The sequence below is a fragment of the Paraburkholderia aspalathi genome (assembly GCF_905220735.1).
Taxonomy (GTDB): Bacteria; Pseudomonadota; Gammaproteobacteria; order Burkholderiales; family Burkholderiaceae; genus Paraburkholderia; species Paraburkholderia aspalathi.
In genome coordinates this window covers 1,259,019-1,272,178 of record NZ_CAJNBA010000002.1, presented here as the reverse complement: position 1 = coordinate 1,272,178, position 13,160 = coordinate 1,259,019, and the positions used below count along the sequence as shown (strand labels likewise).

The 13,160-nt window shown below is 63.3% G+C and carries 13 protein-coding genes; 11 read left to right on the top strand and 2 right to left on the bottom strand.

What is annotated here, in order from left to right; translation table 11 throughout:
* Positions 1-11 precede the first annotated feature (11 nt).
* The 11 genes from mltG (at position 12) to KHO30_RS16435 (ending at position 11,383) form a co-directional block, all read left to right on the top strand.
* Positions 12-1,022 carry an endolytic transglycosylase MltG gene (mltG, locus tag KHO30_RS16485; RefSeq protein ID WP_211701607.1) on the top strand — a complete coding sequence of 337 codons (1,011 nt, stop codon included), beginning with the start codon at positions 12-14 and terminating at the stop codon, positions 1,020-1,022.
* Complete coding sequence (tmk, locus tag KHO30_RS16480) at positions 1,022-1,642, top strand: dTMP kinase (protein ID WP_093633766.1); 621 nt, start codon at positions 1,022-1,024, stop codon at positions 1,640-1,642. The genes mltG and tmk overlap by 1 nt, the downstream gene beginning before the upstream one ends.
* A 94-nt stretch (positions 1,643-1,736) precedes the next feature.
* Positions 1,737-2,771, top strand: a complete 1,035-nt coding sequence (locus KHO30_RS16475) for a DNA polymerase III subunit delta' (RefSeq protein WP_211701606.1) — start codon at positions 1,737-1,739, stop codon at positions 2,769-2,771.
* Between the two features lie 107 nt (positions 2,772-2,878).
* Positions 2,879-3,397, top strand: a complete 519-nt coding sequence (locus tag KHO30_RS16470; protein WP_093633764.1) for a GNAT family N-acetyltransferase — start codon at positions 2,879-2,881, stop codon at positions 3,395-3,397.
* A 59-nt stretch (positions 3,398-3,456) separates the two neighbouring features.
* Positions 3,457-4,248: a TatD family hydrolase gene (locus KHO30_RS16465; protein ID WP_093633763.1), complete on the top strand. Its 792-nt coding sequence runs from the start codon at positions 3,457-3,459 to the stop codon at positions 4,246-4,248.
* A gap of 52 nt (positions 4,249-4,300) precedes the next feature.
* Complete coding sequence (locus KHO30_RS16460; protein ID WP_093633762.1) at positions 4,301-5,041, top strand: ankyrin repeat domain-containing protein; 741 nt, start codon at positions 4,301-4,303, stop codon at positions 5,039-5,041.
* Between the two features lie 199 nt (positions 5,042-5,240).
* Positions 5,241-5,597 (top strand): Rap1a/Tai family immunity protein, encoded by a 357-nt coding sequence (locus tag KHO30_RS16455; RefSeq protein ID WP_054042704.1) that lies wholly within the window; start codon positions 5,241-5,243, stop codon positions 5,595-5,597.
* Between the two features lie 346 nt (positions 5,598-5,943).
* Complete coding sequence (locus tag KHO30_RS16450; RefSeq protein ID WP_200619957.1) at positions 5,944-7,167, top strand: mechanosensitive ion channel family protein; 1,224 nt, start codon at positions 5,944-5,946, stop codon at positions 7,165-7,167.
* Between the two features lie 198 nt (positions 7,168-7,365).
* Positions 7,366-8,778, top strand: coding sequence for an alpha,alpha-trehalose-phosphate synthase (UDP-forming) (gene otsA / locus KHO30_RS16445; RefSeq protein WP_211701605.1), 1,413 nt, complete (start codon positions 7,366-7,368; stop codon positions 8,776-8,778).
* A 67-nt stretch (positions 8,779-8,845) separates the two neighbouring features.
* Positions 8,846-10,015, top strand: a complete 1,170-nt coding sequence (locus KHO30_RS16440) for an AAA family ATPase (protein WP_211701604.1) — start codon at positions 8,846-8,848, stop codon at positions 10,013-10,015.
* Between the two features lie 300 nt (positions 10,016-10,315).
* The gene (locus KHO30_RS16435) at positions 10,316-11,383 is read left to right on the top strand and encodes a glycosyltransferase family 4 protein (protein ID WP_093633757.1); all 1,068 of its coding nucleotides are present in this window, start codon (positions 10,316-10,318) and stop codon (positions 11,381-11,383) included.
* A gap of 129 nt (positions 11,384-11,512) precedes the next feature.
* On the opposite strand, the gene KHO30_RS16430 is transcribed toward KHO30_RS16435, so the two are convergent.
* Both KHO30_RS16430 and KHO30_RS16425 read right to left on the bottom strand, forming a co-directional pair.
* Complete coding sequence (locus tag KHO30_RS16430) at positions 11,513-12,100, bottom strand: BPSL1445 family SYLF domain-containing lipoprotein (RefSeq protein WP_093633756.1); 588 nt, start codon at positions 12,098-12,100, stop codon at positions 11,513-11,515.
* 367 nt (positions 12,101-12,467) lie between these two features.
* Complete coding sequence (locus KHO30_RS16425) at positions 12,468-12,914, bottom strand: hypothetical protein (protein ID WP_093633755.1); 447 nt, start codon at positions 12,912-12,914, stop codon at positions 12,468-12,470.
* Positions 12,915-13,160: the final 246 nt, after the last annotated feature.

Below are 13,160 nucleotides of genomic sequence, written 5' to 3'. Positions count from 1 at the left end.
CCACGTTTCGCATGTCCCTTCTGAAGAAATGTTTCGTCGCCGGCTCAATCGTCATTGTGCTGGCCGCAGCCGCAATCGCAGGCGGATATCACTGGGCCACCAGCCCACTCGATTTGACCCCCGCGCAACTCGATGTCACCGTCAAGCCGCACAGCAGCTTGCGCAGCGTCACGCTGCAGCTCAACCGCGGCGGCGTGCCGGTCGAGCCGGAGCTGTTCGTTATCATGACGCGGCTGCTCGGTCTGCAAAGCGACCTGAAATCGGGCAACTACGAGTTCAAGACGGGCATCACGCCGTACGAAGTGCTGCAAAAAATCGCCCGCGGCGACGTCAACGAATACGTGGCGACTATCATCGAAGGGTGGACCTTCAAGCGCATGCGCGCCGAGCTGGACGCCAATCCGGCGCTCAAGCACGACACGATCGGCATGAGCGACACCGATCTGATGAACGCGATCAACGCGCCGGAAGCTCCGATCGGCAACGGCGAGGGGCTATTTTTCCCGGACACCTATCTGTTCGACAAGAACACCAGCGATCTGGACATCTATCGCCGCGCGTATCGTCTGATGCGGCTGCGTCTGGACGAGGCGTGGACCGCGCGTGCGCCGAACCTGCCGTACAAGACGCCGTATGATGCGTTGACGATGGCGTCGATCATCGAAAAGGAAACCGGCAGGAAATCGGACCGGCCGATGGTCGCGGCCGTGTTCGCGAACCGTCTGCGCGTGGGCATGCCGCTGCAAACCGACCCCACGGTGATCTACGGCATGGGCGACAGCTACGCCGGCCGCATCAGGAAGAAAGACCTGCAGACCGACACTCCCTACAATACCTACACCCGGATGGGGCTTCCGCCAACGCCTATCTCGCTGCCCGGTGTCGCATCGCTGCAGGCGGCGATGAACCCGGCGCAATCCACCGCGCTGTACTTCGTTTCGCGCGGTGACGGCAGCAGTATCTTTTCTGACACCCTCGGCGATCACAACAAGGCCGTGGACAAATACATTCGAGGGCAATGATGGCGCGGGGCAAATTCATCACGTTTGAGGGCATCGATGGTGCCGGCAAGACCACCCATCTGGGCTGGTTTCGCGAACGCCTCGAAGAGAAAGTCGCGAGCACCGGCCGCTCGGTCGTCATGACGCGCGAGCCTGGCGGTACGTCGCTCGGCGAACAGATCCGCGAAATCGTGCTGCATCAGAAGATGGACCTCGAAACCGAGGCATTGCTGATGTTCGCGCTGCGCCGCCAGCATCTGGCCGAGGTGATCGAGCCGGCGCTTGCGCGCGGCGACTGGGTGTTGTCCGACCGCTTCACGGATGCGACCTTCGCCTACCAGGGCGGCGGCCGCGGCCTGCCGCGCGACAAGCTGGAAACGTTGGAGCGCTGGGTGCAGGGCGGTTTTCAGCCGGACCTGACGGTGCTGTTCGATCTGACGCCGGAGGTGGCCAGCGAACGGCGCAGCGCCGCGCGCGATCCGGATCGCTTCGAAAGCGAGTCGGAGGCATTTTTCAACCGCACCCGTGCCGAATATCTGCGCCGCGCGGAAGAGGCGCCGTACCGGTTCGCTATCATTGACTCTTCGCAGACCATCGCGCGAATTCAGAAGCAGCTTGAAGAATTGATCGCAGTTCTTTGATTTTAAAAGAATATAATCCTGAGTTATGACGGATGGTGAAGTTCATGTTATGTCTCATAAAATGTCGTCAACCGATTGATTTAAAAGAGAAACAATGATTTATCCGTGGCAAGCCGATGACTGGAGCCGCCTGCAGCAGTTGCGTGGGCACTGGCCGCATGCCTTGCTGCTGCATGGCCAGGCGGGGATCGGCAAGCTGCGCTTCGCGCAGCATCTCGCGCAGGGGCTGTTGTGCGAGGCCCAGCAGGCCAACGGCGAGCCATGCGGCGCCTGCGTCGCCTGCAACTGGTTCACGCAGGGCAATCACCCTGACTACCGGATCATCGTGCCCGAAGCGCTGGCCGCCGAAGCCGGACTCGCCGGCGCCGCGGACGAAAAAGCCGAAAAGGCCGACGGCGATGAAGGCAAGAAAACGCGCGCGCCCAGCAAGGAGATCAAGATCGAGCAGATTCGTGGCTTGCTCGATTTCGTCGGCGTCGGGTCGCACCGTGGCGGTGCGCGTGTGGTCGTGCTGTATCCCGCCGAGGGGCTGAACATCGCCGCGGCCAACGCACTGCTGAAAACGCTCGAAGAGCCGCCGGCCGGCGTGGTGTTTTTGATGGTGTCGGCGCGCGTCGACCGCCTGCTGCCCACCATCATCAGCCGTTGCCGCCAATGGCCGATGACGATGCCCGCGCCGGAAGTCGCCACGAAGTGGCTCGCCGCGCAAGGCGTCGCCGAAGCGCCAGTGCTGCTCGCCGAAGCCGGCGGTGCGCCGCTCACGGCCCTCGCTCTCGCGAGTGACGAGAACCGCACGCTGCGCGACTGGACCTTGAAGCAACTGGCCGCCGGCGCCGATTGCGACGCCTTCGCCTGCGGCGAGGCGCTGCAGAAGCTGCCGGTACCACTCGTGCTCGGCTGGCTGCAACGCTGGATGTACGATTTGCTGGCGCAGCGCACGGCCGGCGCACCGCGTTATTTTCCGCAGGCGTCGACTGCCTTGTCGCGCTGTGCGTCGCAAGCCGATGCCAGCGCATTCGCGCGCTTCATGCGCACCGTGACGCGCCAGCGCGCTGTCGAGAACCATCCGCTGAACGCGCGGCTGGTGTTCGAAGAACTGTTTATCGGCTACCGCGAGCTGTTTGCATAAATCAACTTGGGTGGCCGACGGTGTGTGCAAGGCTGGCGTGCCTTAACCCGCCGCGCCGACCTGTGCATCCGTCCGCTGATTTGCCTTCCATCTCACGTCAAAGCACCATGAGCCTTTCCTACCGCGATGCCACTTTCGACGATCTGCCCGCGATCGTCGCCATCTACAACTCGACCGTGCCGTCGCGGCAAGTCACTGCCGATCTCGAACCGGTCAGCGTCGAAAGCCGTCTGGCGTGGTTTCATGCGCACGGGCCGCACAAGCGTCCGCTGTGGGTGGTGGAAGATCCGCAGCAGTCCGGCCGCGTGATCGCGTGGTTGAGCTTCTCGGATTTCTACGGCCGCCCGGCCTATCTGCGCACCGCCGAAGTCAGCATCTACCTGGACGAAAGCGCGCGTGGCAAGGGGCTCGGCAAACAACTGCTGGCCGCCTCGCTGGCAGTGGCGCCGACGCTCGGCATCGACACCGTGCTGGGCTTTATCTTTGGCCACAATGACGCGAGCCTGCGCCTGTTCCGCGGCTTCGGTTTCGACACATGGGGGTCGCTGCCGCGCGTCGCGGTGCTGGACGGCGTAGAGCGCGATCTGGTGATTCTCGGCAAGCGGCTCGAGCCGGCCGCGGCCTGATTTACGGCCACGATTTACAGCCTGGTTCACACCCAGCTACTTATCAGCAGGACATCATCATGTTTGTCGATTCACACTGCCATATCAACTTCGAAGGACTCGCCGACCGCCTGCCGCAGGTGCTCGAGAATATGCGCAGCCATTCGGTCACGCATGCGCTGTGCGTATCGGTCGACCTGGAGACCCTGCCGTCCGTGCTGGCGATCGCCGACCAGTACGAGAACGTCTACGCGTCAGTTGGAGTGCATCCCGATCACGAGGACATGCGCGAACCGAGTCTCGCCGAACTGATTGAGCTGGCCGAACATCCGAAGGTGGTCGCGATCGGTGAGACCGGACTCGACTACTACCGTCTGGAAGGCCGCACGATCGCCGATATGGAATGGCAGCGCGAGCGCTTTCGCACCCATATCCGCGCGGCACACGCCACGAAGAAACCGCTGATCATCCACACCCGCTCGTCGTCGGAAGACACGCTGCGCATCATGGCCGAGGAGCGCGCGAGCGAGCCGGGCGGCGTGATGCATTGCTTCACCGAGCCGTGGGCGGTTGCCGAGCAGGCGTTGGCGCAGAATTTTTACATTTCGCTGTCGGGCATCGTCACGTTCAAGAGCGCGACCGACGTGCAGGACGTCGCGCGCCGTGTGCCGCTCGAGCGTTTGCTGATCGAAACGGACTCGCCGTACCTCGCGCCCGTGCCGTATCGCGGCAAGCCTAATGAACCTGCGTACGTAAGTTATGTCGGACGCTTCATCGCGCAACAGCGCGAGATGGCGGACACGGCGCTGGCCGCCGCGACGACACAAAACTTCTTCCGGCTCTTCAAGATTCCCGCGCCGGCTGGTGTGTGATCGGTAAAGCCAATAAATATCAAATGGATAGGGACGTTTCCTAAAGTAAAATATGACAAATTATTCGACTTCGACGGCAGCGCTTCAAGAGACTTCAGCAGCGCAAACGGCCCTCGGTTCGGCACGCCGCAGCGCCTCGCGCCTCGCGCTGGCCGCTACGCTCGTCTGCGCCGCGCTGAGCTCGCTGGTCGCGGCGCCCGTTCAGGCCGCGCCGATCGACTCGCTCATCAAGTCGGTGAAATTCGACGACGTCGATGGCGTCAACAAGCTGCTCGCCAAGGGCATGGACCCGAACAGCGTCGACAACCAGGGCATCCCGCTGCTAGTGCTCGCCGCGCGTGAGAAATCGGACAAGGTGGGCGCCGCGCTGCTCGCCAATCCGAAGACCAACATCGAGATCGAGGACAAGGCCGGCGAGAACGCGATGATGATGGCCGCCTTGGCCGGCGACCTCAACTTCGTCAACCTGTTGATCGCGAAGGACGCCGAAGTCAACAAGAAGGGCTGGGCGCCGCTGCACTACGCGGCTGCGAACGGCCACGACGATATCGTCAAGGTGCTGCTCGACCATTCGGCCTACGTCGATGCCGGTTCGCCGAACGGCACCACGCCGCTGATGATGGCCGCGCGCGGCGGTCATGTGTCGACGGTGAAGCTCCTGCTCGATAACGGCGCGGACCTCACGGTGAAGAACCAGATCGGCCTGACCGCGCTCGATTTCGCGAAGACCTACAAGGAACCGGACGTGGTTGAAGGCCTCACCGCGCGCCTGCAGCAGATGCAACAGAAGTGAACTGCGAGAAAATCCGGAGGACCGGCTGCTGAATAGCCTGCCGCCGGTTCCCCGGACCAAAAATTTGCCTGAAGATAGCACCTGTTGGCATGCCTGCCGCTTCGCAAAACAGTGCAGAATGACGACTTGGCGCGTTGCGAGGCGCGCCGGTTCGATGCGGCGCAAGACCGCCTGATAAACGACCCTGGAAAGGAACACCATGCTGCGGGCTTTGATTTTCGCCAGCGCGCTTGCCGTACCGTTATCGGCAGCCGCGTTTACGGGAGGCGACCTCAACAAGCTGTGCACGAAAACCGATGTGGCATCGCGTAGTGCGTGTGCCGCGTATATCGAGGGAGCTGCCGACGGCATCTTCAATACGATCGACGCAATCGGCGGCACCACCGGGCCGCGCGTCGGCCAGTACTACTGCCTGCCGCCGGACGCGCGCTCGGCGCAACTCACCGACGCGGTACGCAAGTACATCGCCGAGAATCCGATCGTGGCGGGCTACAACGCCAGCACGGCGATCTCGCTCGGGCTCGGCAAGGCATTTCCTTGCAAGAGCGGTAGCTGATCGCGTAGTTGATTTTGGCTCAAACCCGGCCGCATTCAGAATGCTGCCGGCCTGAGCACCTTTCCCTGGTCTTGGCGGACGAACGCCCTAAGATGTCTTCAGGAAGGCCGCGCCGGAAGCATCGAACCCCGGCCGGCGCGCCGCTGTTTCAGCGCTCGTCAACGTTAGCGTCATCAGCGGGGCGTGGCATTCGCGCTCATGCCCGCTCCCTCGGCACTTTGCCGCCTGGCCGGCCGATGGATGGCCCGACGGCTTCGCCCGCGTAGCGCCCGCCCCACGCAACGCCACCGTCGCACTTCGGGCTTGCGATTCCGTTCACCTTCCAACCAAGAGGAACACGCCCTCCATGCCAACTCCCGACGACTTCAGCCGTATCGCCGAAGCCCCGTTGCATACGTGGCTCGGCGCGTTGATCGTCTCGGCCATCGCGATCGTGCTGGCGCTGGGCATCCATCGAATCGGCGCACGCATCATCACGCGGATTGCGCGACCGTACCCACTCACGAGCGTCGTGCTGCGCTATATCGACAAGCCCTCGCTCTTCGTGCTCGTGATCCTGATGCTGGAGGCAGTGTGGTGGGAAGCGCCTGACACGCTCACCTTCATCACGCCGCTGCGCGACGCCGCCGCGATTGCGCTGATCGGCGCGATCACGTGGCTGTCGGTACGTTCGGCGGCGGCGATCGGCGAGGCGATCATCCAGGCCCATCCGCTCGATACCGCCGACAACCTGCAGGCGCGCCGCATCCATACGCAGGCGCGCGTGCTGGCGCGCTCGGTGATGCTGGTGATCGTGATCGTCGGCGTGGGTGGCGCGCTGATGACGTTTCCGAACGTTCGGCAGATCGGCGCGAGCCTGCTGGCGTCGGCCGGCGTGGCCGGTCTGGTCGCCGGTATTGCGGCGCGGCCGGTGCTCGGCAATCTGATCGCCGGTTTGCAGATCGCGCTCTCGCAACCGATCCGGCTCGACGATGTCGTCGTGATTCAGGGCGAGTGGGGGCGTATCGAGGAAATCACCGGCACGTATGTCTCGGTGCGCTTGTGGGACCAGCGCAGGTTGATCGTACCGCTGCAATGGTTCATCGAAAACCCGTTCGCCAACTGGACGCGCAGCAGTTCGCAGATCATCGGCACCGTGTTCCTGTACGTCGACTACCGGATGCCGCTTGCGCCGTTGCGCGAAGAGCTCGCGCGCATCGTCGAAGCTGCGCCCGAGTGGGATCGCCGCGTGCAGGTGTTGCAGGTTACCGACGGCACCGAGCGCGCGATGCAGTTGCGCGCGCTGGTCAGCTCGCTCGATTCCGGTCTTAACTGGGACCTGCGCTGCCGCGTGCGCGAGGGGCTGCTCGACTTCATCCAGCAGCGCTATCCGCAGTATCTGCCGCGGGCGCGCGCCGACGTGTCGGCCGAACTCGAAACCGGCAAGAGCGAGGCGCCCGACTGGGTGCCGCGCAGCACGCAGACGCCCGCCGGCAGCACTGCCGCCCACACCGAGGCCGATCCCGTGGCAAGCCGCGCCGGTCGTCATCAGGCGAGCGATCCGTTGCAGCACGTCAAGGAAAAGGTGTAGCGCCGCGTGCCGCGCAGATCAGATGAGTGCAACTGATCGGACGCCGATGTGGTCGAACCGTCCATCTGACTCACGAACCTGGCGCGGTATCGCGTGTTGTTCGGCCGCTTGACGTCATCGAAGTGTTGCAACGCTCGAGGCGTCACAAGCCGCTGAAGCGCGAACGCCGCGCCGTGCGAACCAAGGAGGACTACCAACATGGGCCGACTGATCGTCGTGTCGAATCGTGTCGCTACGCCGACGGAAACCAAGGGGTCGGCGGGCGGCCTCGCGGTCGGCGTGTTCGGCGCGCTGAAGGACGCGGGCGGTGTGTGGTTCGGCTGGAGCGGCGACGTGGTGAGCGAGACCGTGGCCAACGCCGGTCCGACGCTGGAGCAGGACGGCGCGGTAACCTTTGCGACCGTCGGACTCACGCGCAAGGATTACGACCAGTACTACCGCGGCTTCTCGAACGCGACGCTGTGGCCGGTGTTCCACTACCGCAACGACCTCGCACGCTACGAGCGCGAAGAATACGCGGGCTACCGGCGCGTCAACGCATGGCTTGCGCACAAGCTGATCAAGCTGCTCGAACCCGACGATGTGATCTGGATTCACGACTACCATCTGATCCCGTTTGCCGAAGCGCTGCGCTCCGAAGGCATCACGAACCGCATCGGCTTCTTTCTGCACATTCCGTTTCCCGCGCCGCAGATTCTGCTCAACATTCCACCGCACGAAGAGCTGGTGAAATCGCTCTCGTGCTACGACCTGCTGGGCTTCCAGACCGCCACTGACGAACTTGCGTTCCACGACTACGTGACGCGCCACGCGCGCGGCACCGTCAGCGAAGGCAATCGCGTCGAAGCTTTCGGCCGCAAGCTGCGCACGGGTGTCTATCGGATCGGCGTGTTCCCCGACGAAATCGCCGAACAGGCGCAGCGCTACGAAAGCCGCCAGCACGTGCTCGACCTGAAACAGAGTCTGGAGGGCCGCAAGCTGATCATGAGCGTCGACCGGCTCGATTATTCGAAAGGCCTCGTTGAACGTTTTCGCGCTTTCGAGCAACTGCTGGAGCGCTCGCCCGAATGGCGCGGCAACGTGACGCTCGTGCAGATCGCGCCGCCGACCCGTTCGGACGTCGCCACCTATCAGAAGATCCGCCAGGATCTCGAATACGAAGCAGGGCGCATCAACGGCCGTTATTCGGGCCTCGATTACACGCCGATCCGTTATCTGAATCAGCAGTACGACCGCTGGAAACTGATGTCGCTGTTTCGCGAGTCGCAGATCGGCTTTGTTACGCCCTTGCATGACGGCATGAATCTCGTCGCGAAGGAATATGTCGCCGCGCAGAATCCGGAGGATCCGGGCGTACTGGTGCTGTCGATTTTCGCCGGTGCGGCGGCGGAGTTGACCGGCGCGCTGCTGGTCAACCCGCACGATGCAATCGGCATGTGTGAGGCCTTGCAGCGCGCGCTGCAAATGCCGCTCGATGCACGCCAGCGGCGTCACGAGATCAATATGGCGGCGCTGCGCAAGAACGATCTTGGCGTGTGGCGCGATACCTTCCTGAAAGATTTGCGCAGTGTGCCCGTGCAGACGCCGGGCAAGGGCGGTGGGCATAAGTGATGGCGTGTTTGCACGGAGTTGTTTTGGTGAACGCGCCAAAGCGCGCGTTTGATCGAAAGGTGGCCGCATGCTGAGGACGTTGGCCATCGCGGGGTATCGGTCGCTGCGCGAGTTGATCGTGCCGCTCGGGCAGTTGAATGTCATCACGGGTGCGAATGGCAGCGGCAAGTCGAGCGTCTATCGCTCGTTGCGTTTGCTGGCCGAGACGGCGCGCGGCGGCGTGATTACTTCACTTGCGCGTGAGGGTGGTTTGCAATCCACCTTGTGGGCTGGACCCGAACGTTTCTCGCGCGCGATGCTGGCTGGGGAATTGCCCGTCGAGGGCACGCGCCGCAAAGACCCGGTGAGCCTGCGGCTTGGATTTTCCGGCGACGAGTTCGGCTATGCGATCGATCTCGGCTTGCCGCCGCTCGACAGGGCTACCCGCTTCCCGCTCGACCCCACCATCAAACGCGAGTGCATCTGGAGCGGCCCGGTGCTGCGGCCGTCGGCCTTGCTGGTCGACCGGCATGGCGCAGCGCTACGTACGCGCGACGAGCAGGGGGAGTGGCAAACCATCCCTCAACCTGTCGCGAGCTTCGACAGCATGATGACGGAGTTCTCCGACCCACGGACCGCTCCCGAGATGATCACGGTGCGCGAGCAGATTCGTTCGTGGCGCTTTTACGACCACTTCCGCACGGATGCCGAAGCGGCCGTGCGTTTGCCGCAGATCGGCACGCACACCCCGGTGCTCTCGAACGACGGCGCGGACCTCGCCGCGGCCTTGCAAACCATTCGCGAGATCGGCGACCTGGTTGCGCTCGATGCCGCCATCGACGACGCCTTCCCCGGTTCGCGCCTCGACGTCGCCTCGTCGGAGGACGGCCGCTTCGAAGTATCGATGCAGCAGCACGGGCTGCTGCGGCCGCTGAAGGGCGCGGAGTTGTCGGACGGCACCTTGCGTTATCTGTTGCTGGTGGCCGCGTTGCTCACACCGCGTCCGCCGGCGTTGCTGGTGCTGAACGAACCGGAGACGAGCTTGCATCCGGACCTGCTGCCGGCGCTGGCGCGCCTGATCGCGCGTGCTTCCGCGCATTCGCAGGTGCTGGTGGTGTCGCACGCGGCGCGGCTGATCGCGGCGCTCGAGCGGGAGGACGGCAGCCAGTCGATCGTGCTCGAGAAGCACTTCGGCGCCACGCGCATCACCGACGCGGACGATCGCGACCTGCCGCCGTGGAAATGGCCGGCGCGATAGCCGTGGCCAGGCGATCCGGCCAAGGGCAACAGGCAAGCGAACTACCCAGGCAATGTGTCTAAGCTACGTGCCTGAGCGGATAATAGGCACGCCATCGGATGTAAGCTGAATGTAACAGCGCGCAGGAATTGCAAGGCCAGGGGCTTTTTGTTCCACCCTGATGAATAATGGTGTGATGCGGATGGTGCAGGCGGACGCCCGGCGTCCACTGCATTGATGGAGAAGGACCGGCGCTGTCATAGGCAGCGCCGCTGACGTGCACCGCCATTGGCGCGAGCCGTCAGTTCACGGAGACAAAATATGAAGATTGCGCAGATCGCCCCTCTGACCGAATCGGTGCCGCCGAAGCTATACGGCGGAACGGAGCGCGTCGTGTCCTATATCACCGAGGCGCTGGTCGATCTCGGCCATGACGTGACGCTGTTCGCGAGCGGGGACTCCGTTACGAGCGCGAAGCTCGAAGCCGTCTGGCCGCGCGCGCTGCGTCTGGACCCGGGTATCCGCGACCGCATTGCGCCCCATATGCTGTTGATGGAACTGGTGCGCCGCCAGGCCGAAAACTTCGACGTGCTGCATTTTCACCTCGACTATTACTCGTTTTCGGTCTTCAAGCGCCAGGAGACACCCTTCGTCACGACGATGCACGGCCGGCTCGATTTGCCCGAGCAACAGCCGGTGTTCGACACCTTCAACACTGCGCCTGTGATCTCGATTTCGAATGCGCAGCGTCATCCCTTGCCGCAGGCCAAGTGGCTTACCACCGTCTATCACGGTCTACCGGAGCAGCTCTACACGCCGCAGCCGGTCGAGCAGAAGTACCTCGCGTTTCTCGGCCGTATCTCGCCGGAAAAGCGTGTCGATACCGCGATCCGGATTGCCGGACGCTGCGGCATGCAGATTCGCATTGCCGCGAAAGTGGACTCTGCCGACCGCGAATACTTCGAGCGCGAAATCCGGCCGTTGCTGGACTTGCCGCATGTCGAATTCATCGGTGAGATCGCGGATAACCAGAAGGCCGAGTTTCTATCCGGCGCGCATGCGCTGCTTTTCCCGATCGACTGGCCGGAGCCGTTTGGCCTCGTCATGATCGAAGCGATGGCGTGCGGCACGCCGGTGATTGCGTTTAACCGCGGGTCGGTGCCGGAAGTGCTCGACGACGGCGTGACGGGCTTTATCGTCGAAGATGAGATCGGCGCGGTGGCTGCGGTCAATCGCCTGCATAAGATGCCGCGGGCGGGCGTGCGGCAACGCTTCGAAGAGCGCTTCACGTCGCACCGGATGGCGCAGCAGTATGTGGATGCGTATCAGTCGGTGATTCGCGCGCAGAAGCGTTCGCGCTTCAAGGTGATTGATACGTCGGGGAGTTGAGCGGCGTAAAACCGGCCCGCGCGGCGGTATGAAAAAAACGGCGATGTGCACTACGCATCGCCGTTTTTTTATTGCCGCTGTGCCTGGGGTCGGCAACCGGACCGCGCGGGACAGCGCAGGACCGCGCGCCTAGATCTTCAGGCGCGTTACCTTGGTGCCCTGCAGCGAGACATCGGCCATCAGGCCGGCATTGGTCAAAATGAATACTTCGACCGGGGCCGTTGCCGTGGTCGTGTCGATCGCGCCGTTGGCGCCCATCTTCACCAACGCGACGGAGGCGTCGCCGCCCGCGGACCAGCCGTCGGCATTGCGGAATGAGTCGAGCGAGTCCTGCGTCATGAACAGGAAGATGATGGCCTTCGATTGCGCGCCCGCCTGCAGACCGAACGAGCCGGAAACCGTGCTGTAGTAGCCGACCGTGCCGCCGCCTACGCGCAGCGCACCTTCGCCATACTGGCCGCCGACGATGAAGCCCACCTGCAGTACCGACGGGAACACCAGGACGCCGCGCGCCTTGGATACGAGTTCGCGCGAACCCTTCACGGTCGTGAACAGGCGCGACATGGTGCCGTCGACACTGGCGTCGATCGACTGGCGTTTGGAGGCATCTGTGGAGGGGGTGTTGGGGTTGCCGCTGTTAGTCGTACAACCAGCAAGTGCAAGGCCTCCGAAAGCGAGCGCAGCGGTAGTCTTCAGCATGAAGTTTCGTCTTTGCATCGTTTTTCTCCATCATGGTTCCTGGGCGCAACCTCATATGGTGTTGCCGGGCTGCTTTTAAGTTATATCACACGCAAGCCTGAAGAGCGTACTTCGTCGTTCGGCGAAAAGCCTTGCGGGGCGGGGGTTTGCGAGCCATCGCCAGGCGCGCTGCTGTAATTTTGACCGGTGGCGGGAGGGCGTTGAAAGACGCTCGGACAGCGCCTTCGAATGGGCTTCCGGCGAATCGAATCGCCCAGGGACCGGCTTATCGGCGGCCGGGTTGAAACCGTATCGAAGACCGGTTTTTACCGATTTTCCGCGTCCAGGATTCGCATTGAAATCGAATTGAAAGTGTTGCCTCGACGCTGCATTCGCACCCGCTTCCTCACCCATGGTTTGCCGGACTTTTGACCGGCGGGCGCCGCAGCACGCGGCGAATCATGCCGATCAATACGCCGATCAGGAACAGCGTGACGGCCGGCACGATCCAGTAGCCGACGAACGCATGCCAGAGGTAACCCATGAGCGTGGAACGGCGCACGCTGTATTCGTTGCGGGCGTCCTGCTGGCGGGGCGCATTGGCCGCCAGGACATCGGCCGGACAGCCGGCGGCTTGCGCCTCGTCGGGCTTGCCGTGGCAGCGCGCGGGCGCGCCGGCGGCGCGTTGTGCGTCGGTGAAATTCCAGGTGGTCAGCGCACGGTCGAGGTCGACGGCGTTATACGCCATTTCCTCCCGGATCTCGCTGACTGCAACGATCGCCACGGGCACGGCCCAGAAAATGATGACGACCAACCACCGCCTCAACCAGCGGTTTTTATGCTTCGATACCATCCTTGCCTCCGATCGATGCTCTGCAGCACCAACGACAAGATGGCGGCCCGTCTAATGTTGTGTATGGGGGTGGGCCGTCTCCGCAGCCATCATAGAAGAAAAACGGCGCGTTCGCGCGGATGGGCTGCGAAGGGAGAGGTAGCGCGAGGGCGGCCGCCTGGAGATCAGCGGCGAGAGAGCGCAGGCGTCGGGACAGAAGGAAGGCCAAGGCCGCGCCGGAAAACGGCGCGGCCCTGTTCGAGCAAT

What these genes read in the sequence shown, in the direction of transcription:
- mltG (WP_211701607.1), top strand. Translation starts at nt 12, where the DNA reads ATGTCCCTTCTGAAGAAATGTTTCGTCGCCGGCTCAATCGTCATTGTG.
- KHO30_RS16460 (WP_093633762.1), top strand. Translation starts at nt 4,301, where the DNA reads ATGACAAATTATTCGACTTCGACGGCAGCGCTTCAAGAGACTTCAGCA.
- KHO30_RS16430 (WP_093633756.1), bottom strand. Translation starts at nt 12,100, where the DNA reads ATGCAAAGACGAAACTTCATGCTGAAGACTACCGCTGCGCTCGCTTTC.
- otsA (WP_211701605.1), top strand. Translation starts at nt 7,366, where the DNA reads ATGGGCCGACTGATCGTCGTGTCGAATCGTGTCGCTACGCCGACGGAA.
- KHO30_RS16455 (WP_054042704.1), top strand. Translation starts at nt 5,241, where the DNA reads ATGCTGCGGGCTTTGATTTTCGCCAGCGCGCTTGCCGTACCGTTATCG.
- tmk (WP_093633766.1), top strand. Translation starts at nt 1,022, where the DNA reads ATGGCGCGGGGCAAATTCATCACGTTTGAGGGCATCGATGGTGCCGGC.
- KHO30_RS16465 (WP_093633763.1), top strand. Translation starts at nt 3,457, where the DNA reads ATGTTTGTCGATTCACACTGCCATATCAACTTCGAAGGACTCGCCGAC.
- KHO30_RS16425 (WP_093633755.1), bottom strand. Translation starts at nt 12,914, where the DNA reads ATGGTATCGAAGCATAAAAACCGCTGGTTGAGGCGGTGGTTGGTCGTC.
- KHO30_RS16450 (WP_200619957.1), top strand. Translation starts at nt 5,944, where the DNA reads ATGCCAACTCCCGACGACTTCAGCCGTATCGCCGAAGCCCCGTTGCAT.
- KHO30_RS16440 (WP_211701604.1), top strand. Translation starts at nt 8,846, where the DNA reads ATGCTGAGGACGTTGGCCATCGCGGGGTATCGGTCGCTGCGCGAGTTG.
- KHO30_RS16435 (WP_093633757.1), top strand. Translation starts at nt 10,316, where the DNA reads ATGAAGATTGCGCAGATCGCCCCTCTGACCGAATCGGTGCCGCCGAAG.
- KHO30_RS16475 (WP_211701606.1), top strand. Translation starts at nt 1,737, where the DNA reads ATGATTTATCCGTGGCAAGCCGATGACTGGAGCCGCCTGCAGCAGTTG.
- KHO30_RS16470 (WP_093633764.1), top strand. Translation starts at nt 2,879, where the DNA reads ATGAGCCTTTCCTACCGCGATGCCACTTTCGACGATCTGCCCGCGATC.